Genomic DNA, 22,143 nt, shown 5'->3' on the forward strand with positions numbered 1-22,143 from the left:
GGGTCTCGAAAAGCTGCCATTCATCAAAAGCTACTAACCACAGACAGAGCCGCCACGGATGATCACTTTTGTCATAAAAGTCACCTCGGTTAGTTTTCTTACTTCAAGATTAATTATAGATTATCCTCGGCGTTTTGACTAGTAGAATCGCTAAATATAAGCGAAATATACAGGTAACAATGAATTTTAATATATACTTACATACAAAATATACCCTTTGAACAACACCGCGATCCTTTCAGCCGATCGCGACTTGTCATCCTGTCATTCGATCGCCTTGTTCCATTGTCAAAACGGTGTCTCTGCTCGTTTTTGATCAAGATACTTTACTTGTTCTGTAGAATAAAATTTATCAACTACAAAATTGCGACATGCATTCGCTCCTTGCCCCGCGCACAAAAAGACTGCACCCTTCACAGGATGCAGTCTTCTTCCATTGCGGCACCCGCCGCGCCGATGAGCTTTCGTCCGTCACGAAGCTCTCAATTCTAAAATGATGTCGCGCAATTCTGCCGCACGCTCAAATTGCAGCGCTTTGGCGGCGTCTTTCATCTCTTGCTCCAAGCGAGCGATCAGCTGCTCTTTTTCTTTTTTCGACATCTTGGCGACGTTCTGTTCGACCTTGAGCTGCTCTTTCTCGTCTGTCGCCTTGACCGCTTCGATCACATCGCGAACCTTCTTGTTGATCGTCTGCGGCGTGATCCCGTGGCGCTCGTTAGACTCGATCTGCAGCTTGCGGCGCCGCTCCGTCTCTTTGATCGCGATGTCCATCGATTTGGTGATCTTGTCCGCATACATGATCACCTCGCCGCTGGCATTGCGGGCGGCGCGACCGATCGTCTGGATCAGCGAGCGCTCCGCGCGGAGGAAGCCCTCCTTGTCCGCATCGAGGATCGCCACCAGCGACACTTCCGGCAGATCGAGCCCTTCCCGCAGCAGGTTGATCCCGACCAGCACGTCGAACGCGCCGAGTCGCAGGTCGCGCAGGATCATCATCCGCTCCAGCGTCTTGATGTCAGAATGCAAATACCGCACCTTGATCCCCAAGTCCTTAAAATAGTCGGTCAGATCTTCTGCCATCTTCTTGGTCAGCGTGGTGACCAGCACGCGCTCATCTTTTTTGATCCGCCCGTTGATCTCGCCGACCAGATCGTCGATCTGCCCTTTGATCGGGCGCACGTGGATCACCGGATCGAGCAAGCCGGTCGGGCGGATGATCTGCTCGACCACGCTGGTGCTGTGCTCCTGCTCATAGGGCCCCGGCGTGGCAGACACGTAGACCGCCTGCGAAACGCTCTGTTCGAACTCCGCAAACTTCATCGGGCGATTGTCCTTGGCGGAGGGCAAGCGGAAGCCGTGCTCGACCAGCACGTTCTTCCGCGCCTGGTCGCCGTTGAACATCCCGTTGATCTGCGGGATCGTCACATGCGACTCGTCGATGATCAGCAGGAAGTCGTCTGGGAAGTAGTCGAACAGCGTGCTCGGCTTGCTGCCCGCCGGACGCCCCTCCATGTGCCGCGAGTAGTTTTCGATCCCAGAGCAAAACCCGATCTCCTGCATCATCTCCAGATCGTAGTTGGTCCGCTGCTCCAGTCGCTGCGCTTCTAACAGCTTGCCGTTGTCGTGCAGCTCCTTCAGCCGCACTTCCAGCTCGGCGCGAATGCTCGTGATCGCATCCTTCATCTTGTCACCCGATGTGACAAAGTGAGACGCCGGGTAGATCGCCACATGGTTGCGCGTGCCATTGATCTCTCCGGTCACGACGTCCACCTCGGTGATGCGGTCGATCTCGTCGCCAAAAAACTCCACCCGCACCGCATGTTCTGACAGCTGGACGGGGAAGATCTCCAGCACGTCTCCGCGCACGCGGAACGTTCCGCGGATGAAGTTGATATCGTTTCGCTCATACTGCATGTCGATCAGGCGGCGCAACACCTCATCGCGACCGCGCTCCATGCCGACGCGCAGAGAGAGGACAAACTTGCCGTATTCGGTCGGCGAACCCAACCCATAGATCGAGGAGACGGACGCCACCACGACCACATCGGTGCGCTCAAACAGCGAAGAGGTCGCCGAGTGGCGCAGCTTTTCGATCTCGTCGTTGATCTGCGCATCTTTTTCAATAAATGTATCGGATGACGGAATGTACGCTTCCGGCTGGTAGTAGTCGTAGTAGGAGACAAAGTATTCCACCGCATTGTTCGGAAAGAACTCTTTGAACTCGGCGGCGAGCTGAGCCGCGAGCGTCTTGTTGTGGGCGATGATCAGCGTCGGCTTGTTCACTTTGGCGATCACGTTCGCCATCGTGAACGTCTTGCCGGAGCCGGTCACGCCGAGCAACGTCTGATGCCGCGCTCCTGCTGAGAGCCCCTGCACCAGCTTTTCGATCGCCTGCGGTTGATCGCCTTGCGGTCGATAGTCAGAAACCAATTCGAAGTCCCGTTGTACTCGCAAATCCATCTCCATCTCATCCACACCCTTTCCAACTTATATTATACACACTTCGCGCATGAAAAAGGCAAGATCTGGTTGATCTTGCCCTTACCCTTGCACTATGGTTGAATCACTTTGTCTTTATCAAACGGTGCGATCGACTCCGCCTTGTACTGACGCAGCACGATCAGGTTGACCCGACGGTTGGCCGCCCGGTTCTCAACCGTATCGTTCGACTTGAGCGGCATCGTGTCCGCATACCCTGTCGCAAACATGCGCGCTGCCGGAACGCCTTCCCTCTCCAAGTCGTGCAGGACGTTGATCGCGCGCACAGCAGACAATTCCCAGTTCGAAGGGAAGCGAGAATTGTTGATCGGCACGTTGTCAGTATGTCCTTCCACCGAGACGCGGTTGGGCACGATCCGCAAAAAGGGTGCCATCCCGCCCAAGATGCGTTGCGCTTCCACCTTCAGATCGGCGCTGCCCGATGCGAACAGCGCCGCATCGTTCAAGGTGATCTGAACGCCGCGCTCCGTATCGAGCACGTTGATCTGTCCACCGAGGTTGTTCTCTCGGATGAAGTTCTCAACCTTTTTCTTCAGATCTTCCAGGCGCTGTTGCTCCTGTTCCTGCTTCAGCTCCCCGGCTGTCTTGTTCTCCTCTTTTGACTCTTTTTCGCCTTCCTTCGTCTTCTTCGAGATGATGCCCGAATTCCCCATGCTGTCGATCTGAATCTGGTTGCTCGGATGGAGCGCTTTGTTCAGCGAGATGGACAGCGAGTCGAACTTCGACTGGTCGACAGCAGACATCGCATACATGACGACGAAGAAGATCATCAACAGGGTGATCAAATCCGCATAGGTGATCAGCCATCGTTCATGGTTCTCATGACCGCCGCCCTTTTTACGCCGTCTCGACATTAGCTTCCCCTGCCTCCGCTTTCGCCTCGCGCAAGTTTGGCGCCAAGAACGCCTTCAACTTCTGTCCGAGGATATTCGGATTCTCACCCGCCTGAATCGACAAGATGCCTTCGATCATCAGCTCGCGGATCAGCACCTCTTGCTTGGTGCGGTTTTTCAGCTTGGTGGCCAACGGCAAGTAGATGACGTTCGCAGATGCGACACCGTACAGCGTCGCGATAAACGCGGTTGCGATCTGCGGCCCCAAGTTGTCAACATCGGAGAGGCTGCCGAGCACGTGCACCAAGCCCATAACCGTCCCGATGATCCCCATCGTCGGCGCAAAACCGCCCGCCTGATCGAACGGCTGCACCCCTTTTTCGTGACGGGCTTCGATAAAGGCGAGCTCCGTCTCCAAGATGCTGCGCACAAGATCGGGGTCCACGCCGTCCACGACGAGGCGGATGCCGTTCTTGAAAAACTCATCATCATACGTTTCGATCTTTTCTTCCAGCGCCAAGATCCCTTCGCGACGCGCAGTGGTCGCCAGCGCTACCAGCTCTTCGATCGTCTCCATCGGGTCTTTCGCTTTGTGCGTAAAGGCGATCTTGAGGATTTTCGGGATTTTCTTCAATTGCTCCATCGGGGTTGCCAAAATGACCGCACCAAACGTACCGCCAAAGACGATGATCGCCGCAGTCAGCGAGAGGAGCGCCGTCGCGTGTCCACCTTCCAAAAGGAAGCCGCCAACGAGCGCCACTAAACCCAGCAGTAAGCCAACGACTGTTGTGATATCCATGTTTCGTGTCCTCCCAGAACTGTTCTACAAATTAGTGGTATGAAGATGGTGTTTGCTTCCCCCCGCCAACCAGGCGTCCCCACAGCCAGCGCCACGGACTGATCGAGCCCAGCCGCACATATTGGCGAGCTCCATCGTCCGGGACGAGGATGATTCCCAGTTGGTGATGATCCCCCATATAGATCGGCGTAGACGCAAATCTCGGCTCTCCATCAGGAGTGAGAAGTTCGAGTTTGGCATACGCCGGATTCTGATTGATTGCAAAATGCAGCTCGTAAGGTGAGCTTACCGTCATGCCGTTTACCTTGACGATCGTCTCCCCCGACAGCAGGCCGATCTCCTCTGCCGGCGAATTGGGCAGGACGGAGAGAATCTTCAGCCCCTGCAGCGGACGCACATAGAGCGGCTGTCCGATCTGCTCCTCGCGCATCTCCCAGAGGATCAACAGCTCGTGAGCGATCGTGCAAAACAGAGCTGCCAACCACATCAGCGGCGACCAAAAGGAGCTGCCGATCGCAAGCCCGAGCAACACCACGCTGTAGGCGAGCAAGCTGTTCGACGTCCGAAGCGCCGTCTGCTGCGGCGTCTTCGTCAGCGCCGCACCCGAAAAGCCGAGGATGGCCGGCACCGGCACGATCTGCAGGCCTGCTCCGATCACCCCGAGCGACATCAGCGGCCACCAGCTCGGCACGTCGACCGATGCGCCCGCTCCGGTCACGATAAAAGCGCCCATCGGGATCACCCAAAACTTCTGGAGTATAAATCCGCCGATCAGTCGCCCGCGCTTGCCTTCGACAAAAACGGGCAGCGGCGCCCGCGCACCCTGAAAGCGGACGAGCAACGCCTCGACCAGATGCAGGACGGCGACCAGCACCATCAGCTCCGGGATGTGCAACCCGCGCAGGTCGTGGTAGATCCCCATCAACCACAGCGGTCCGCCCGACAGCTCCGGCAGCGCATGCAAGATCAGGCTGACCACAGAGAGCAGTCCGCCCGCATAGGCAAAACAGACATATCGCACGTTGATCAGCGCCAAGGCGAGCGCGACGATCCAAACGTAGATCATGTCGACTGGTGAAAGCACCGCGCCTAGCCCTGTCAACAACAGCGTCGCCACCAGACCGCCCGCAACCCCAAACACAAGCGAGCGAAGAAACTGATCGACAACCGAAGTGCACCTGACACCGAACATCCGGCGCTCCATGTTGTTTTGACGCACATACTGAAACAGGACGAGCAGGAGCGCTACATAGAATAGAGGATGAGTCACAACTTGGATCAGACCAGAGAAAACGGAGAACAAAAAGGATAGCTCAGTCACACATGCACGCCTCCCTTTTCACTTGTCAAAACAAAAATATCTGATTAAAAAAGACCCGAAGAGCCTTATGCTCCTCGGGTACAATACTTCGACATAAATCGCCTTCAATCCTGCTCCAATTTTTTACGGAATCATTTTTCGGAGCACGCTCTTCGCCATCTCCAATTGCGTGTCATCCTTCTCCAGCTTCGCTCGCAGCAATTCCATCATCTTGAGCGTCGTCTTGCCGCCGACCACGCCCGTCTTCTCGATGCCGTTCGCCTGCTGGAAGGACATGACCGCCTGCTCCGTCTTCTCATCAAAAAATCCGTCCAAGCGCCCCGGCGTAAATCCGAGCGCTTCCAGCATCGTCTGCGCCGATTTGATCTCGTTGGAAAACTGCTCTTTCTTCATCTCTTTGTCCGGATCGAGCGCGTGCAGGCTCGCATAGGCGGGCAGCTCCACCTTGTGGTCAGGCTCGATACCGCTCTTGTGAACCCAGTTGCCGTTTGGCGTCAACCATTTGGCGATCGTATATTTGATGTCCGAACCGTCTTTGAACGACTTGGTGGTCTGCACCGTGCCCTTGCCAAACGTCTTCGTGCCGACCAGCGGAACATCGCCCGACTCTTTCAGCGCGGCAGCAAGAATTTCTGCGGCCGACGCAGATCCGCCATCGACCAAGACGACGATCGGCAGACCGAGCTGTTCCTTATCCGACTTATAGGTATCTTTCGAACCGTCCTTGTACTCGACTTGCATGATCATCTTGCCCTCTGGGAGCAGCATGTCTGCCATCTTGACCGTGATGTTGAGCAAGCCGCCCGGATTGCTGCGCAGGTCGATGATCAAGCCTTTCATGCCTTGCTCCTTCAAGCTTTGAATCGCTTTGGAAAACTCGGTAAACGTCGTCTCCGACACTTTCGTCACCTGGACCTTGCCCATCTTGTCGGGAAGCATCTCCGAGTAGACCGTCTCGATCGGGATCGTATCTCTGACCAAGGAGATGTTGAGCACGCCTTGCTCACCGGGTCGTTCGATCACCAACTCCGCCTTGGTCCCCTTCTTGCCGCGGATGTGCGTGACCGCTTCAGATGCGGTCATCCCATCGAGCGACTTGCCATCCACCGAGCGGATGCGGTCGTTCGGCTTGATCCCCGCCGATTCGGACGGCGAGCCTTTGATCGGCGAGACGACGACGATCTTGCCGTCCTCGGCGCGAATCTCCGCACCGATCCCCTCGAACGATGACTCGATATTTTCGTGAAACTGGGTCGCCTCATCTGGGGGCATGTAGGTGGAGTACGGGTCGTCGAGCGACTTGACCATTCCATCGATCGCACCGTTCAGCAGCTGATCGCTCTTCGCACCTTGATAGAAATCTTTTTGCAACGTGCTGTACGTATCCAACAACTTTTGAAATTCGGGAGTGGATGCCGCATTTTCTACCGATGAACCCGTTTGGCCATCCTTCATCACGAAGGCGGTCAGACCGCTGCTGAGCGCGATGACGAGGATCAGGGACAGGATCAGGTAGCGGCCTCGAATGTACATCTTCTTTTGCACCACCTTATCTCATTTCGTATCTCCAAGCAAAGGTTCTTTCTATTATACTCGATTCTGTCGCCAATCGCACAACACCCTTCCTGCGATCAGGAAGGGTGTTGGTAACAGAACTTCGATTAGAGATAGGTGTAGGGATCGATATCCTTACCGTTTTGATAGACGCCAAAATGCAGATGCGGGCCTGTGGAGCGTCCGGTGTTCCCCATCTTGCCGATGATCTGACCTTGGGTGACCTGCTGCCCGATGGAGACGAGCACGCCGCCGGTCATCAAATGCCCGTACAGCGTCCAGAGGTTGCCGCCATGATCGACGATGATGCAGTTGCCAAAACCGCTGACCCAGCCGGCGGTGATCACAGTGCCCGTCTGCGCGACTGCGATCGGCGTTCCTTCGGCAGAGGCGATGTCCACCCCGTTGTGGCCAGCGCGCTCGCCGGTGAACGGGTCGATGCGGTTGCCCCAGTTGGAGGTGACCACACCGCCGCTGGGAACAGGCCAGGAGAACGGGCCGTTGTGCGTCTGCCCGCCTCCGTTGCCGTTGCCTGGGTTTTGCGTGTTCTGCTGGCGACGCTCTTCGCTGATCTGCTGTTGCAGCGCGTAGATCGCGTTGATCGACTGCTCCTGGATCGAGCGCTGCTCCGACTCGATGCGCTCCTGCTCGCTTTTGCTCGCTTGCAGTTTTTGGTGGATGTCCTCTTTTTGCGCTTTCAGTCCGTCCAGCTGCGCCTTTTGCTCCTGCTCTGACGATTCCATGCCGACGAGGGTCGACTTCTCATCTTCCAGCTTGACTTTCGTCTGGGCGACCAGATCGCGGTCTTCCTTGTTTTGGCGCAGGATGTCCGTATCCTGCTCGAAGATCAGCTGCAAAGCATCGAAGCGATCGAGGAAATCGGAGAAGCTGGTCGCGCCGAGCAACACTTCCAGATACTGCACCTCGCCCTTTTCGTACATCAGGCGCAAGCGCTGTTTGAGCAGCTTGTCCCGCTCCTTCACACGCTCTTCTGCCTCTTCGAGCTCTCGCTGTGTCTTCTCGATCTGTTGACCCTTTTTGAGGATCTCCGTCTTCAGGCGAGCGAGTTCGCTCTCCTTTTCGTCGATTTGGGAAGTGATCTTTTCGATCTCCGCCGCGTTCACATTGATCTGCTTCTGATATTCTTCCTTTTTCTCCTTCGCCGCTTTCTCTTTCTCGCGTGCGTTATCGAGCTTGCCCTGCTCTGTCTGTTGTTGCTTTTGCAGGTCTTCAATATCGGCCATAGCCGCTTGCGGCATGATAAGTGCGATCGCAAGCGCAGAAGTGATCCCCAAAGTTACGCTTTTTCGTGACTTGAGTTGCATGAACATGATCTCCTTCCCAAAGCGACAGATGTTTAGCGCGCATCGGCTGCGGGCAAACTGGAAACTTGAGACAGTCTGATGTTAGATGCGCAGGAAACGGCTGATCGACAGCACGGAGCCGAGCATGCCGATCAGCGCCCCGATGCCGATCAAGATCCCGGAGACCGAGTAGATCAGCGGATCGAACGGAGCAAAGCTGAACAGCATGACGCCCGACACATTTTTCAGCAGGTAATCATAGCCGATCCCGAGCGCCAAGATCGGCAGAATCGAACCGAACAGCCCGATCAGCAGCCCCTCGATCAAGAACGGCCAGCGGATAAACCAGTTGGTCGCCCCGCACAGCTTCATGATCTCGATCTCTTTGCGGCGGGCGAAGATCGTCACCTTGATCGTGTTGTTGATCAGGAACAGCGCCGTGAAGCACAGCCCGATCACGAAGATCGCCCCGGCGTTGCGCACCATGTCGGTGACCTTGAACAGCTGATCGACCCAATCCTCGCCATACTTCACCTTGTCGACCAGCGGCGATTGCTCGATCTTTTGCGAGACGATCTTCGTCTCCTGCGGATTGCTCGCTTTGACGACAAATTTATCTGGAAGCGGATTGTTCGACTCCATCACGTCGAGCAGCTCCCCGTTTTCCTTGAACTTATCCTTTAAGTCTTTGAGCCCTGTCTCCTTCGGAACGAACTTCATCTCGACCACGCCTGGCGTGTTCTTGATCTGCCGCTCCAGCTCGATCACTTCATTTTTCTGCAGCCCTTCTTTGACGAAGACGTTGATCACGACCTGATCTTCTAACTGGTAGGAGAACTGCTGCACGTTGTAGGCGAGCAGCAGGAACACGCCGAGCAGAAGCAGGGTGACGGTGACGGCAGAAAAGGAAGCGAACGTCATCCAACCGTTGCGGGTCAGATTTTTTAACCCTTCGCGACCGTGGCGTCTGAACGTGCTAATTTTCATAGCCGTACACCCCCCGCTTCTGGTCGCGGACGATCTGACCGTTCTCGATGGCCAGCACTCGCTTTTTCATCGTGTTGACGATCTCTTTGTTATGCGTCGCCATGACGATCGTCGTGCCGCGCCGGTTGATCTCTTCGAAGAGATCCATGATCTCCCAAGATGTTTCCGGGTCCAAGTTGCCTGTCGGTTCGTCGGCGATGATCACCGCGGGTGAGTTGACAAGGGCGCGCGCGATCGAAACGCGCTGCTGTTGACCGCCCGACAGCTGGCCGGGAAGCGCGTCCGACTTCTCGGTCAGGCTGACCAGATTCAAGACTTCGGCCACGCGGTTCTTGATCTTGCGCTTCGGCGCCTCGATCACTTCGAGCGCGAACGCCACATTCTCGTAGACGGTCAGGTTCGGCAAGAGCTTAAAGTCTTGGAAGACGACCCCGATCTGCCGGCGCATCAGCGGAATCTTGCGCTCTTTCAGCCGCTCGATGTTAAAACCGTTGACGAAGATCGATCCTTTGGTCGGACGCTCTTCTCGGTACATCAATTTAATAAACGTGGATTTCCCGGCGCCGCTCGGGCCGACCACGTAAACGAACTCTCCCTTGTCAATGCGTACGCTCACACCTTGTAAGGCAGCAGAACCGTTCGGATATTGCTTCCAAACGTCGTGCATCTCGATCATCGTTTCACACCACTTTCTAGTCTGATTTGTCGGCTCGTGCCGCTAAGACGATGTCGAAAACAGAGACAATGGCCATACGCCATCAACTACTATTCGACGCTTGCGTGTCATTTCCTGTAATAAAATGATGGTTTATCAGGATTTTCTGAGCAATCCCGTAAAAACATGCTGTGCGCTTACATTGTTTTTCCCGCAGAGGATATGATTGGAAAAGCCCCTGTTCCGCAAGGTCGGATCAGGGGCTTTGTCGTCTCAAACTTGTCGGGCATCGTGCGCCGCTTCCTTTGAGCCAAAGCGCGTTTGGAAAAAGAGCACCAGGCGCTTGACGCCGAGGACGGCGACGAGCAGGAAGAGCAGGACGAGAACGATGGTTCCCCCCGGCGGGATATCATTGTAGAACGACAGCGTAAGCCCGGATAGAACGCCGAGCAACCCGATCAGGACGGCGACGATCACCGCGAGGGTGAACCCTTTGCTCACGCGCAGGGCGATCGCCGCGGGCAACACCATCAGCGAGGAGACGAGCAGAACGCCGACGATCGGCATCGAGACGGCCACCACGAGCCCGGTCAGCAGGGAGAAGGCGAGCGAGAGCCACTTGGTCGGAATGCCGCTCGCCTGCGCCGTCTCCTCGTCAAACGTCAGCACGTACATCGGCCGCCAGAGGAAGAAGAAGAACAGCGCGCACAGGGCGAGCACGCCGGCCATCACCCACAGATCGTCTGCGCTGACCGCGATGATCGAGCCGAACAGATAGGAGGTGAAGCTTCTGCTCACCCCTTGATTTAAGCTCATCAGCACCAGCGCCGTCGCCAAGCCGCCAGACATCAGGATCGCGATCGACAGCTCGCTGTAGGAACGAAACGAGCGGCGCAGATTGTCCACCAAGATCGCCCCGATCAGCGCTGCCGCCATGCCGGTCAGCATCGGGTAAAAGCCGAGCAGAGCGCCGAGCGCCACCCCGGCCAGCGAGACGTGGGACAGCGTCTCTGCCACCAGCGACTGGCGGCGCAACACGATGTAGACGCCGATCACCGGAGCGACCAGGGCGATCATGCTGCCCGCCAAAAACGCATTTTTCAAAAAGCCGTATTGCAGCATCTCCAGCACTTAGAGCACCCCTTCCTCTTGCTTCACGCCCGCGTTCGGCTGCTGATCATCATAGCAGCAGTAGAGCGGCAGGGTCTCCGGACGGCCGCGCAGGTCCATCCGCTCGCGAAACTGCTCCGGCGTGCCGTCAAAGCGAATCCATCTGTCGAGCACAAGCAGGCGCGACAGGCGGGGCAGCGTCTCCTCCAAGTCGTGCGTCACCATCAGGACGGTGCGCCCGTGCGCTTCCACCTGATGTTGAAGCAGGTCGTAAAACATCGTCCGCGCCGTGATGTCCATCCCGGTCGTCGGCTCGTCGAGCACGAGCAGGTCCGGTTCGAGCACCAGCGTCCGCGCGAGGCAGACCCGCTGCTTCTGCCCGCCAGACAGCTCGCCGATCTTGCGCGAGCGGTGCTCCCACATGCCGACTTGGCGCAGGACGTGCTCGACGCGCGCATTCTCCGCTTTCGGAATCAGGCCGAACCACCGTTTGCGCGTGAACAGGCCGGAGCGCACCAGCTCATAGACGGTGCTCGGAAAACCGACGTTGAACGAGGCGATCTGCTGTGGCACGTATCCGACGACGATCTGTTTCCCCGCCTCGCTCTGCTTGTAGATGTTCACCGTGCCCCGCTGCGGGTGCAACAGCCCGAGCAAAAGCTTTAATGTCGTGGTTTTTGCAGAGCCGTTCGGCCCGGTCAGCCCGATAAATTCGGATGTGCCGATCGTCAAGTTCAACCCTTCGAGGACTGGCACATGTCCGTATCCGAACACCACGTCCTGCATCTCTGCCAACTTCATGGACTATCCTTCCTTTCCTCTGCTTGCGACCCGCGCTCAGTTGGACAGCGCCTTGGTCAGCGCCGCCAAGTTCTGCTTCATCACGCCGACATAGTCGAGCCCGCTCCGCTTCTCCTCTTCGGTCAGACCCTCCAGCGGATTGAGCACCGCCGTGGTCGCGCCGACCTCCTTCGCCACCGCTTCTGCCACCTTCGGAGAGGCGAGCGTTTCGAAGAAGATCGTCTTCACCCGATGCTCTTTGGCAAACGAGATGATCTCCTTCATCGCGGCTGCGCTCGGCTCTTGTTCCGGCGAGATGCCGGAGATCGGCACCTGTTTCAACCCGTAGCGCTTGGCCATGTAGGCGAAGGCGGTGTGCGAGGTGACGATGTCTTTCGTCTGCACATCTTTTAGCCCCTCGCGAAACGATTGATCGAGCGCGTTCAGCTCGCTCAGATAGGCGTCCGCGTTCTTCTGATACTCCGCCTTGCGCGCCGGGTCGACCGCTTGGAGCGCCTCGGAGATCGCGCGCACCTCATGCTGTGCGAGCACCGGATCGAGCCAGATGTGCGGATCGTACTTGCCGTGCTCATGCTCCTCGTGCGACTCTTCGTCGCTGTGGCCATCCGCTTCCTCTTCGCCATCGATCAGCCCGGCGCCATGAGACGCCTCGACCACCTTCAGCTGCTTGTTGTTGACCGAGTTCAGCATCGAATCCACCCACGTCTCAAACCCAGCGCCGTTGTAGACGAAAACGTCCGCCTCGGTGATCTTGGCAACATCTTTCGCCGTCGGCTCCCAATCGTGTGGCTCGGTGCCAGCCGGAACCAGCACGGTGACGTCCGCGTTTTCGCCCGCCACCTTTTTGGCAAACTCGTACATCGGATAGAAGGTGGTGACCACCTTCATCTTATTAGAAGCTGTTCCCTCGCCCGCAGAATCGGATGTTCCACCGCATCCGGTAAGAAGCAGCGATGCGGCGATCAGAGTGAACGCCGTTTTATTCCACCATTTTTTCATGGACAAATCCTCCACTAAACCGTAATCGTTACGAAAGTACGTTAACACTATACTCCTTTCGGATTCGTTTGTAAATCGTAACACTTACGATGATTCCCATAAAAAAAGACACCCAATCCCCTGAGCGGAGATTGAGTGCCATTCTTGCCTCCATTTGCTGTTATTGGTTGAGCCCCGCTTGGAGCACGACCAAGTTTTCTTCCATCACCTGCAGATAGCTCTTGTAGCCCTCTTGGCTGAGCTTGCCCTCATACGTGTTGAGTTCCTTCGTCTGGTAGCCGATGCTTTCGAGAAACTCCTGCACGCGCGGTGCAGCCTCGCCCTCAAAGAAGATCACCGACGCATCATGCTTGGCAAAATCGTCCTTGAGCGCTTGGATCTGATCGGGCTTATCCTGCGGAAACTCGTTGATGGCGATCGTGGTCGGCACATAGTAGTTCAGGCCGTACCGCTTGGCCAAATATTGAAAAGCCGGATAGGGAGAGACGATCTCCTTGCGCTTCGCTTTGGAAAAGGTGTCCGCATATTTTTGATCGAGCTGATCGAGCTTCTGCTTGTAGGCTTCTGCGTTTTTTTGAAACAGCTCCGCCTGGGCGGGCGCTTTCTTGGCGAGCGCCGCAGCGATCGTCTCCACCTCTTGCTTCGCCAGTTGCGGGTCGAGATAGAACCACGGGTCGTTCCGCTTCTTCACCTTGTCATCTTCGCTCGCATCCCGATTGTTGTAGTGCAGCAGGCCAAGCGGCTCGATGCCCTGCGAGGCGTCCAGCACGAGCAGCTCTTTGTTTTTGATCTTGACGGTGGCGTACGTCTGGCTCCACCAGCGATCTTCCATCCCCCCGCCGTTTAAGACCATCACGTGCGCTCGCTCGATGTCGCGCATCTCTTTGACGGTCGGCGCCCACTGCCAGACGTTTGGCCCGAGCGGCATCAGCGTCTCCACCTCCACCTGGTCGCCGCCGATCGCTCGCACAAAATCGGCCTGCGCCTGCAGTGTGGTGTAGACGATCAATTTTTCACCCTCAGGTACCGTCTTGCCCACTTCCAGCTTCTCCTGATCCGAACAGCCGACCGCAAGCAACAAGCTCAGGCCAAGCCCGATCCCAGCCAGCTTCCTCATCCATCGCTTCATAATAAGTGACCTCCCCAATCTTTCATCTCTCTTCTGCTATCTCTGCGAAAAATTTAATCTCTATGCGAGTAGTATAATATAAATCAGTTCCAATGCGCAGATCGTTTTCATTTTGAATTTGAACAAAAAAAACACCGCTTCGAGAGCGGTGTTTTTCTATAGATCGACCGAAGATCGACCGAATCGATCACTCGTAGCGAAGCGATTCGATCGGCTGCATCCGCGCCGCCTTGTTGGCCGGATACAGGCCGAAGAAGATGCCGACTGCAGCGGAGAACCCGAACGCCAGCAGGATCGTCCACCCGGAGATGAGGAACGGCCAACTGGTGACCAGCGAGAAGATGCCCGCGCAGAGAATCCCGAGCAGCGTTCCGAGCAGCCCGCCGAAGAAGCAGAGGATGACCGCTTCGACCAAAAACTGCCGCATGATCATGCCTGGCGTCGCCCCGATCGCTTTGCGGATGCCGATCTCCCGCGTGCGCTCCGTCACCGAGACGAGCATGATGTTCATCACGCCGATCCCGCCGACGAGCAGCGAGATGCCGGCGATCGAGCCGATGATCGTCTGCACGACATTGAACGCCGACTTGACCGCCTCTTGCGTCTCTTCCCCCGTCTGGGCGATATAGTTCGACGCCGCGGTGCTGTGCCGTTTGGCGAGCATCTTTTTGATCTCTTTGATCCGCTCGCCCACCGCCTCGTTCGCCGTCTCCGTCGCCTTGGCTTGGATGTATTGCACATCGCGGACATCGCCTGCTCCCGGCAGTGCGCCGAGCGGCACATACGCGTTGTATACTTTGCCGCCAAGCCCGGAGAGCACCGACTCTTCCTGCTTGAAGACCCCGACGATGCGGTACACTTTGCCGTTTAACGTCACCTTTTTGTTCAGGGCGCTCTCCGGCGAGCCGTACTGCTCGTTCGCATATTTCGCATCGACGACGAGCGCCTTCTGCCGGGAGCGCTCCTCACCGATCGAGAAAAAGCGTCCGGCGGCCAGCTTGAGGTTGTTGATCTTCGGGAAGTCTGCGTTGGTGCCGGTCAGCGCAAAGTTTAACGTCTCTTTGCCCTTTTTCGACTCGGCTGGCAGCGAGTGCACGCCGACCGCTGCGTCGATGCCCTTCATCCGCGAGATCTGCTCCACATCGTCGACCGTCAGGCCGCCGATCTCGCCTTGGCTCTGCGGGATGACGATGAACGAGCCGTCCGCCACCTGCCCCAGCTCGCTGACCAGCGAGTATTTGCCCGCCTGCCCGATCGAGACGACGGCGATGACAGCGGCGACGCCGACGACGATCCCGATGATGGTCAGAAAGGAGCGCATCTTGTTGAGGCGGACATTTTCCAGCGCTAAGAGCACGCTTTCCCACAGGTTCATGTCAGCACCTCCCCCTGCGCCAGATCCTTGCGCAGATCATCGCGGATCACGCCATCGCCGAAGCGGAGGATGCGCCGCGCATGTTCGGCGATGTCCGCCTCATGCGTGACGAGGATCACCGTCGCCCCTTCGCCGTTGATCTGCTCAAACAGGCGCATGATGTCGAGCGATGATTTGGAGTCCAAGTTCCCCGTCGGCTCGTCAGCGAGCAGGATCGGCGGGTTCATCGCCAGCGCGCGGGCGATCGCGACGCGCTGTTTTTGACCGCCAGACAGCTCGTTCGGACGATGGTCGAGCCGATCGCCGAGGCCGACTTTGCTCAGCAGTTCGGTCGCGCGCGCTTTGCGTTCCGCTTTTGCCACACCGCCGTAGAGCATCGGAAGCTCCACGTTCTTCAGGATCGTCTGGCGGGGCAATAGATTGAAGCTCTGGAAGACGAAGCCGATCTTCTCGTTGCGCACGAGCGCCAACTCGTCCTCGGTCAGGCTCTGCACCTGCTTGCCATCGAGCTCATAGGTGCCTGTCGTCGGGATGTCGAGGCAGCCGAGGATGTTCATCAGCGTCGATTTTCCCGAGCCGGACGGCCCCATGATCGCCACAAATTCCCCTTTGCCGATCATCAGGTCGGTCGGATGGAGCGCCTGCACTTCCAGCCCGCCTTGGGCGTAGGTTTTGGAAATGCCGTGTAGGGTAATCATTGTACGCTCACCTTTTTGCCCGCTTTGAGGTCTTTGGACACCGAAGCGATGATCTCATCGCCCGCGCCGATCCCTTCGAGGATCTCCACATGCTCTTCATCCTCTTTGCCCGTCTTGACCTCGACTTCGACCGCCTTGCCCTTCTCGACGCGGAAGAGATAGGACTTCTCGCCCTCCCGCTTGACCGCGCTGAGCGGCGCGAGCGGGTGCGTCTCCGCTTCGGTCAGCTCGATCTCCACCGTCGCGTTGTAGCCCGGTCGCAGATCGGCTGCCGATTCATCGAGCGCTACGATCATCTCGACGACCGGATCTTTGGCTGTCGGATTGGGCAGCCCTGCTGTCGGCGCCAGCGCGATCACCTTGCCGCGATACGCCTTGTCAAACGCGTCGCCTGTGATGTTGACGGCGAGGTCCTGCTTGACTTTGTTCGCATCGAGCTCTCCGAGGTTGGCGCGCACTTGCAACTTGGCCAGATCGGCGATGACAAGGCTTGGTGCGCCTTCCATCAGCATTTGACCTTGCTCGATCTCAAGCTTTGTCACCACGCCGTCCTGCTGCGCGGTGACGCTCGCCGCAGCGATCTTCTTCTCCAGCGCTTCCACCGTCAGCTTCGCATTTTCCAGCTTCAGATCGGCGAGGGTCAGATCGATCCCCTGCTTGCTCGCCGCGTCGCGCTCCGACTGGGCGATCTTCAGGTTGTTGCGCTCCATCCGCAGCTGCTGCTCAAGCTCCTCGACGCGCAGGGAGTACAGCGCTTGACCCTTTTTCACTTTGTCGCCCAGCTTGACTTCCAGCTTGGCGACAATGCCGCTGCCCGGGGCAAAATAGCTCTGCACAGCGGACGGCTCAAGCTGTCCGCTGGCAAAGACCGTCTCGGTGATCGCCCCTTGCGCCGCCTTGGCGAGCGTCACGTCGACGCTCTTGTTCAGGCGATAGATGTTCGCACCGGCTAGGGCGACGACCGACAGCGCGATCACCGTCCCCCAGATGATCTTTTTTTTCTTCATGGCTCTCTCCCCCTATCAGGCAGTACAGGTTATGCGGCTGCGCGCGAGCTGAGCAAGGTGAGGAACGTGATGAGCAGCCAGCCGATCACGATCCATGTCGCCACCGAACCGCGCCCTTTGCGCGTCATCACAGCTGTGCCGATGATCATGACCACCAATCCCCAGATGCGGAACGGATCGAGCATCTGTGCCAGCACGAAGAGCATCGACGTTTTATCTTCTATAAAGGCGCCTGCGTTCAGCATGACGTCGAACATGGTGGTCGCGCCTGTCGAGTAGGCGATGATGCCGGTCACCAGCATGGAGAGCAGCGACGGTATGTACGAGTAGAGCGCAACTTTCGACAGCTGCATGTAGGTCGCTTCACCGCGGACAAACAGGTTGACCAAAAGCAGGAGCAAACCCCCGATAAACATGGTCAGCACGACAGACACGACGGCGGTGAAATAGCTGAAGATCGTTGCAGAAGCGATCGCGATATCCCGAATGTTCTGGTCGATCTCCACCCCTTTCGCTTCCTGTCTGACAAACTCATCTTCGATCGTTCCTACGATCGCATCTTGCTGCACCCACAGTGCGAGGACGGACAGCAACACCATGACGATCAAGGCTAGCACCCATCCCTTGCCGTTTGCGCGAATCCGTTCAAAAGTTGCTGTTGGTGAGGTCAATACTCCAAAGAAATTGCTCATTAAGTACACCCTTTCCATCAGATGATAGATTGACAAGATCGATACAGAATTCTGTGATGATTCACATCCTTCCGATCGGTAATACGTTTCAAACCGGGAAAAGGTTCACTTTTTTTGAAAATGATAATAAAATCGTACGAACAGCAGAGGGCGCTCGATTGTCGGCCGCAGAGTTGCGGAAAACTTGCGATGCATCCTGCTCCGACGATCATTGCTTCGTTGCGGATAAATTTGTATGATGAGAGCAGAGGAGTTGGTATGATTTGGATTACTTCAATTTTCTGATCATTCCTGGCTTTTATCTGTTGTTGTTCGTCTGTCTCTACTTCGGGGTGATGGGTGCGATCAGAAAGTCGATCCCCCAACTGCTGATCAGCTCCATCATCGGCCTCGTCTGCGCCTATCTATCGACCTGGTCGATCGGACGCTATGTTGTCGTCATCCCGATACTGGCAGTCTTCCTCGCCGTGTTCTTTTTCTTGAAGAACGGAAGAAAAAATGGTGGGTAGATGGTCGGCAAAAGGTGTTCTTGTATTGATAGCAGTGGGAAGTTCTTACCTCTTACTTGCCGGAAAGCATCAAAGTGTCCCCATTGATCAAGTCCAGCATGTGAGATTGTGGCAAGAGCTGGTCGGCGAGAAGGAGCTGGTCGGCAGTGAGCGAGATCAACTGCTGGTTGCCGTCAACAATGCCACTTATAACCGAGCGAACGATGAGTTTTTCGGAACTACCCCACAGTGTGGTGGTGTCATTGAGCTAAAGAATGGGAAGAGCATTGGGATCATCGGTTGCGGCGAAGGATTCGAAGTCCAGCGCAACGACATGGAGGAGTCGGATCACATGATCGCCTACTATGTCGATGCGATTGGATTTCGATCGCTGTTTCAACAGCTTTTGACGGAAACGGATCACTAAAAATAAGAAGCCTCTCTCTTTTCACCAAGAGAGAGGCTTCGTGCATCTTATCATGACCACTTCTTATGCAATGGTTCATGCAATCGTCCATGCGATGGTTGAGCGACAGAACCACCCGTTCAGTACAGATAACCTAAAAAGTCTAACACGCCGTCCTCCCAGTCGGTCGAGCCGATCTGTTTGATCATCAAGCCCTCGACCACCTGCTCGCCAACGCCGACCGATGTCAGATGATGATCATCGATCTTCAACCACCTGCACACGTTCGTTGCGCTGCGGTACCCATTGTTCCGATAAACGCTTTCAACATCTGCAAAGAGCAGCAAAAAATCCAACCGATGCTCGATCGCATATTCTTCCACCTTGGTTAGCAACAAGGTAGCAATGCCTTTTCCTCTGCACTCTTCCCACACACACAGGTCGATCACGCCGAGAACTTTGATCGGTTTGCCATTCAAATTCATGATGCGATAATCGATGCCCACCTGTCCGACCAACCGCTCTCCGTCATAAGCCAAAAAGCGCTGATGTGGAACCTGTTTAAAATAGATCCGATCTTCCGGATATAGCGAACCGAATGATCGAATGAGCAAAGACTGAATCTCCTTTTCGATTGGAGCGGAAATCTCGCACTCGTACATCTTGATCGTCTTCAATCGAATTTGCCCTCCAAGAATCTTGAATTTTACCCAAACTATCATGCGGCGCAGGAAAAAACAACCATGCAGAAACACGCTCCGGCAGCTGCCGATCCACAGGGAGATGCCGAAAGAAAAAGATCGTCACCACCTTGCCGATTTCGCGAGGTGTGACGACCTTTTTACCTTACCATCTTTTCTTGTTGCGGTTTCCTCTTTTTGTTGCGGTTGCTTACTGACCCTTCAGCCACTCGTGCATCAATGCAAGTTGGTGCTTGACGCTCTCGGTGCCCGTCCCACCGCGCGAGTTGCGCGCTTCGACGACGTTTTTCACGTCGATCGCCACATAGAGGTCAGCCTCGAACAGCTCGGAGAAGCTCTTGTACTCGTCGAGCGTGAGATCGGCGAGGAACTTCCCTTGCTCGATGCAGAAGAGGACGAGCTTGCCGATCACTTCATGCGCTTGGCGGAACGGCAGCTGTTTGCGGACGAGGTAGTCTGCGAGGTCGGTGGCGACCGAAAAGTCTTGGCGCACGGCGCGCTCCGTGTTCTCGCGGCGCACCTGCATCGTCTCGATCATGCCTGCGAAGAGGATCAGCGAGGTTTTCAGCGTATCGACCGCGTCGAACATCGGCTCTTTATCCTCTTGCAGATCTTTGTTGTAGGCGAGCGGCAACCCTTTTAACACGGTCAGCATCGAGAACAGATGCCCGTAGACGCGCCCGGTCTTGCCGCGCACCAGCTCCGCCACATCCGGATTCTTTTTCTGCGGCATGATCGAGGAGCCTGTGCAGTACGCATCGTCCAGCTCGACAAAGCCGAACTCGGTCGAGGACCACAGGACCAGCTCTTCGCAGAAGCGGGACAGGTGCATCATCACGATTGACGCGGCGGACAGAAACTCAAGAATAAAGTCGCGGTCGCTCACCGCGTCGAGCGAGTTTTCATACAGGCGCGAGAATCCGAGCTCCGCTGCCACCAGCTCCCGGTCGATCGGGAAGGTGGTTCCCGCCAGCGCTCCGGCGCCGAGCGGCATCATGTCGATCCGCTTCAGCGCATCTTCCAAGCGCTCCACATCGCGGCGAAACATCCCTGCATAGGCGAGAAAATGTTGCGCGAGCAGGATCGGCTGAGCGCGCTGCAGATGGGTGTAGCCCGGGATGATCACATCGAGGTTGGACTCCGCCCGCTCGACGAGCACTTGTACCAGACGGTTGAGCAGCAGGATCAGCTCGCTCGTCTCCTCTTTCAGATAGAGGTGCATGTCGAGCGCCACCTGATCGTTGCGCGAGCGCCCAGTGTGCAGCTTGCCACCGACCGGACCGATCTGTTCGATCAGGTGCTTTTCGAGGTTCATGTGCACATCTTCATCGCTGACCGAAAAGGCGAGCTCCCCTTTTTCAAAGCGCTCTTTCAACTGCAACAGACCGGCTGCGATCTTCTCCGCGTCCTCCTGCGGGATGATCCCGCAGGCGCCAAGCATTTTCACATGGGCGAGCGAGCCGCGGATGTCCTGCTCCGCCAGACGCTGGTCGAAGGAGATCGAAGCGGTGAACTCCTCGACGAGCTGATGGGTCGGCTTGGTGAAGCGTCCACCCCAAAGTTTCATCATCGCTTCCCCCTTACTTGTCCTGGTTGACTTTCGCGTAGACTTTGGTCGGCAGCCCCCACAGCTTGATGAACCCTTTTGCCGCATGATGGTCGAACGCATCGTCAGGCGAGTAGGTCGCAAGGTCGAGGTCGTAGAGCGACTGCTCCGATTTTCTGCCCACCGGCTGGTAGGTTCCTTTGTGCAGTTTCACGCGCACAGTTCCGGTGACGGTCGCTTGCGTCTGCTCGATAAACGCGTCGATCGCTTGTTTCAGCGGCGAGAACCACAGGCCGTTGTAGACGAGCTCCGTGTACTTCAGTTCGAGCGTCGGTTTGAAGTGGGCCACTTCGCGCGGCAGGGTGATCGTCTCCAGCTCGCGGTGCGCGGCGATCAGCACCAGCGCAGCCGGCGCTTCGTATACCTCGCGCGATTTGATGCCGATCAAGCGGTTTTCCACATGGTCGATGCGGCCGACGCCATGCGCGCCTGCCAGCTTGTTCAGCTTTTCGATCAGCTCGACCAGCCCGAGGCTCTCCCCGTTCAGCGAGACGGGCACCCCTTTTTCAAAACCGATCTCCACATACTCCGGCTCGTTCGGCGCATCGACCGGATTGACCGTCCACTCGAACGCCGCCTCTGGTGCTTCCGCCCACGGGTCTTCGAGCACGCCGCATTCGCAGGAGCGTCCCCAGAGGTTCGCATCGACGGAGAACGGGTTCTCTTTAGTGATCGGAATCGGGATGTTGTGCTGTTTCGCGTACTCGATCTCCTCGTCGCGCGACCAACCCCATTCGCGAACAGGTGCGACGATCTCCAGGTTCGGGTTGAGCGCCGTCACCGAGACGTCGAAGCGCACTTGGTCGTTCCCTTTGCCTGTGCAGCCGTGTGCGACGGCGACCGCATCTTCCTGCTCCGCGTACTGAACCAGCAGCTGGGAGATCAGCGGGCGGGAGAGCGCAGCAGACAGCGGGTATTTGTGTTCGTACAGCGCGTTCGCCTTCAGCGAAGGCAGGATGAACTCTTTCGCGTACAGCTCGCGCGCGTCGATCATGTAGGACTTGCTCGCGCCGACTTGCAGCGCTTTTTCCTTGACGAACTCCAGGTCTTTCCCTTCGCCGACATCTGCCGAGACAGCGATCACCTCATAGCCTTGCTCTTTGAGCCACGTGATCGCAACCGATGTATCGAGACCGCCCGAATAGGCGAGAACCAGCTTTTTGTTCATGAATGATTTCC

General features: G+C 56.7%; 21 protein-coding genes. 2 read left to right on the forward strand and 19 right to left on the reverse strand.

The window, feature by feature from the left end; genetic code table 11:
• Nucleotides 1-471 precede the first annotated feature (471 nt).
• The 16 genes from uvrB to yknW all read right to left on the reverse strand — a co-directional run bounded on the left by uvrB (nucleotide 472) and on the right by yknW (nucleotide 17,763).
• Nucleotides 472-2,460 (reverse strand): excinuclease ABC subunit UvrB, encoded by a 1,989-nt coding sequence (gene uvrB / locus ACFSOY_RS18640; RefSeq protein WP_386049256.1) that lies wholly within the window; start codon nucleotides 2,458-2,460, stop codon nucleotides 472-474.
• A gap of 92 nt (nucleotides 2,461-2,552) precedes the next feature.
• Nucleotides 2,553-3,353, reverse strand: a complete 801-nt coding sequence (locus tag ACFSOY_RS18645; protein ID WP_386049258.1) for a flagellar motor protein MotB — start codon at nucleotides 3,351-3,353, stop codon at nucleotides 2,553-2,555.
• Entirely contained in the window at nucleotides 3,337-4,131 is a 795-nt protein-coding gene (locus ACFSOY_RS18650) for a flagellar motor protein (protein ID WP_386049260.1), read from the reverse strand. Before ACFSOY_RS18650 ends, ACFSOY_RS18645 begins: the two co-directional genes overlap by 17 nt.
• A gap of 31 nt (nucleotides 4,132-4,162) precedes the next feature.
• Entirely contained in the window at nucleotides 4,163-5,452 is a 1,290-nt protein-coding gene (locus tag ACFSOY_RS18655; RefSeq protein WP_386049262.1) for a PDZ domain-containing protein, read from the reverse strand.
• Nucleotides 5,453-5,575: 123 nt separating this feature from the next.
• Nucleotides 5,576-6,985, reverse strand: coding sequence for a S41 family peptidase (locus ACFSOY_RS18660; protein WP_386049264.1), 1,410 nt, complete (start codon nucleotides 6,983-6,985; stop codon nucleotides 5,576-5,578).
• A gap of 128 nt (nucleotides 6,986-7,113) precedes the next feature.
• Nucleotides 7,114-8,331, reverse strand: coding sequence for a murein hydrolase activator EnvC family protein (locus ACFSOY_RS18665; protein WP_386049266.1), 1,218 nt, complete (start codon nucleotides 8,329-8,331; stop codon nucleotides 7,114-7,116).
• Between the two features lie 81 nt (nucleotides 8,332-8,412).
• On the reverse strand, nucleotides 8,413-9,297 hold the full coding sequence (gene ftsX, locus ACFSOY_RS18670; protein WP_386049268.1) for a permease-like cell division protein FtsX: 885 nt from the start codon (nucleotides 9,295-9,297) through the stop codon (nucleotides 8,413-8,415).
• The gene (ftsE, locus tag ACFSOY_RS18675) at nucleotides 9,287-9,973 is read right to left on the reverse strand and encodes a cell division ATP-binding protein FtsE (RefSeq protein ID WP_386049270.1); all 687 of its coding nucleotides are present in this window, start codon (nucleotides 9,971-9,973) and stop codon (nucleotides 9,287-9,289) included. The genes ftsX and ftsE overlap by 11 nt, the downstream gene beginning before the upstream one ends.
• Nucleotides 9,974-10,225: 252 nt before the next feature.
• Complete coding sequence (locus tag ACFSOY_RS18680; protein ID WP_386049515.1) at nucleotides 10,226-11,074, reverse strand: metal ABC transporter permease; 849 nt, start codon at nucleotides 11,072-11,074, stop codon at nucleotides 10,226-10,228.
• A 9-nt stretch (nucleotides 11,075-11,083) separates the two neighbouring features.
• A complete protein-coding gene (locus tag ACFSOY_RS18685; RefSeq protein ID WP_386049272.1) occupies nucleotides 11,084-11,863 on the reverse strand; it encodes a metal ABC transporter ATP-binding protein in 780 nt (259 codons plus the stop codon).
• A 36-nt stretch (nucleotides 11,864-11,899) separates the two neighbouring features.
• On the reverse strand, nucleotides 11,900-12,862 hold the full coding sequence (locus tag ACFSOY_RS18690) for a metal ABC transporter substrate-binding protein (protein WP_386049274.1): 963 nt from the start codon (nucleotides 12,860-12,862) through the stop codon (nucleotides 11,900-11,902).
• A 160-nt stretch (nucleotides 12,863-13,022) separates the two neighbouring features.
• Nucleotides 13,023-13,991, reverse strand: a complete 969-nt coding sequence (locus ACFSOY_RS18695) for a metal ABC transporter solute-binding protein, Zn/Mn family (RefSeq protein WP_386049275.1) — start codon at nucleotides 13,989-13,991, stop codon at nucleotides 13,023-13,025.
• A gap of 187 nt (nucleotides 13,992-14,178) precedes the next feature.
• The gene (locus ACFSOY_RS18700; protein WP_386049278.1) at nucleotides 14,179-15,366 is read right to left on the reverse strand and encodes an ABC transporter permease; all 1,188 of its coding nucleotides are present in this window, start codon (nucleotides 15,364-15,366) and stop codon (nucleotides 14,179-14,181) included.
• On the reverse strand, nucleotides 15,363-16,064 hold the full coding sequence (locus ACFSOY_RS18705) for an ABC transporter ATP-binding protein (protein WP_386049279.1): 702 nt from the start codon (nucleotides 16,062-16,064) through the stop codon (nucleotides 15,363-15,365). The genes ACFSOY_RS18700 and ACFSOY_RS18705 overlap by 4 nt, the downstream gene beginning before the upstream one ends.
• On the reverse strand, nucleotides 16,061-17,071 hold the full coding sequence (locus ACFSOY_RS18710) for an efflux RND transporter periplasmic adaptor subunit (protein ID WP_386049281.1): 1,011 nt from the start codon (nucleotides 17,069-17,071) through the stop codon (nucleotides 16,061-16,063). Before ACFSOY_RS18710 ends, ACFSOY_RS18705 begins: the two co-directional genes overlap by 4 nt.
• Nucleotides 17,072-17,100: 29 nt before the next feature.
• On the reverse strand, nucleotides 17,101-17,763 hold the full coding sequence (gene yknW / locus ACFSOY_RS18715) for a YknW family membrane protein (protein WP_386049283.1): 663 nt from the start codon (nucleotides 17,761-17,763) through the stop codon (nucleotides 17,101-17,103).
• Nucleotides 17,764-18,026: 263 nt separating this feature from the next.
• On the opposite strand from yknW, the gene ACFSOY_RS18720 reads away from it, so the two are divergent.
• Both ACFSOY_RS18720 and ACFSOY_RS18725 read left to right on the forward strand, forming a co-directional pair.
• Nucleotides 18,027-18,272, forward strand: coding sequence for a hypothetical protein (locus ACFSOY_RS18720; RefSeq protein WP_386049285.1), 246 nt, complete (start codon nucleotides 18,027-18,029; stop codon nucleotides 18,270-18,272).
• Between the two features lie 100 nt (nucleotides 18,273-18,372).
• The gene (locus tag ACFSOY_RS18725) at nucleotides 18,373-18,678 is read left to right on the forward strand and encodes a hypothetical protein (RefSeq protein WP_386049287.1); all 306 of its coding nucleotides are present in this window, start codon (nucleotides 18,373-18,375) and stop codon (nucleotides 18,676-18,678) included.
• Nucleotides 18,679-18,797: 119 nt separating this feature from the next.
• Here ACFSOY_RS18725 and ACFSOY_RS18730 read toward each other — a convergent pair whose 3' ends face one another.
• From ACFSOY_RS18730 to ACFSOY_RS18740, 3 genes are all read right to left on the reverse strand, one after another.
• Nucleotides 18,798-19,334, reverse strand: a complete 537-nt coding sequence (locus ACFSOY_RS18730; RefSeq protein WP_386049288.1) for a GNAT family N-acetyltransferase — start codon at nucleotides 19,332-19,334, stop codon at nucleotides 18,798-18,800.
• Nucleotides 19,335-19,548: 214 nt separating this feature from the next.
• A complete protein-coding gene (argH, locus tag ACFSOY_RS18735; RefSeq protein WP_386049290.1) occupies nucleotides 19,549-20,928 on the reverse strand; it encodes an argininosuccinate lyase in 1,380 nt (459 codons plus the stop codon).
• 10 nt (nucleotides 20,929-20,938) lie between these two features.
• A complete protein-coding gene (locus tag ACFSOY_RS18740; RefSeq protein WP_386049292.1) occupies nucleotides 20,939-22,132 on the reverse strand; it encodes an argininosuccinate synthase in 1,194 nt (397 codons plus the stop codon).
• Nucleotides 22,133-22,143: the final 11 nt, after the last annotated feature.

It is taken from the genome of Tumebacillus lipolyticus (assembly GCF_042682745.1).
Classification (GTDB): Bacteria; Bacillota; Bacilli; order Tumebacillales; family Tumebacillaceae; genus Tumebacillus_A; species Tumebacillus_A lipolyticus.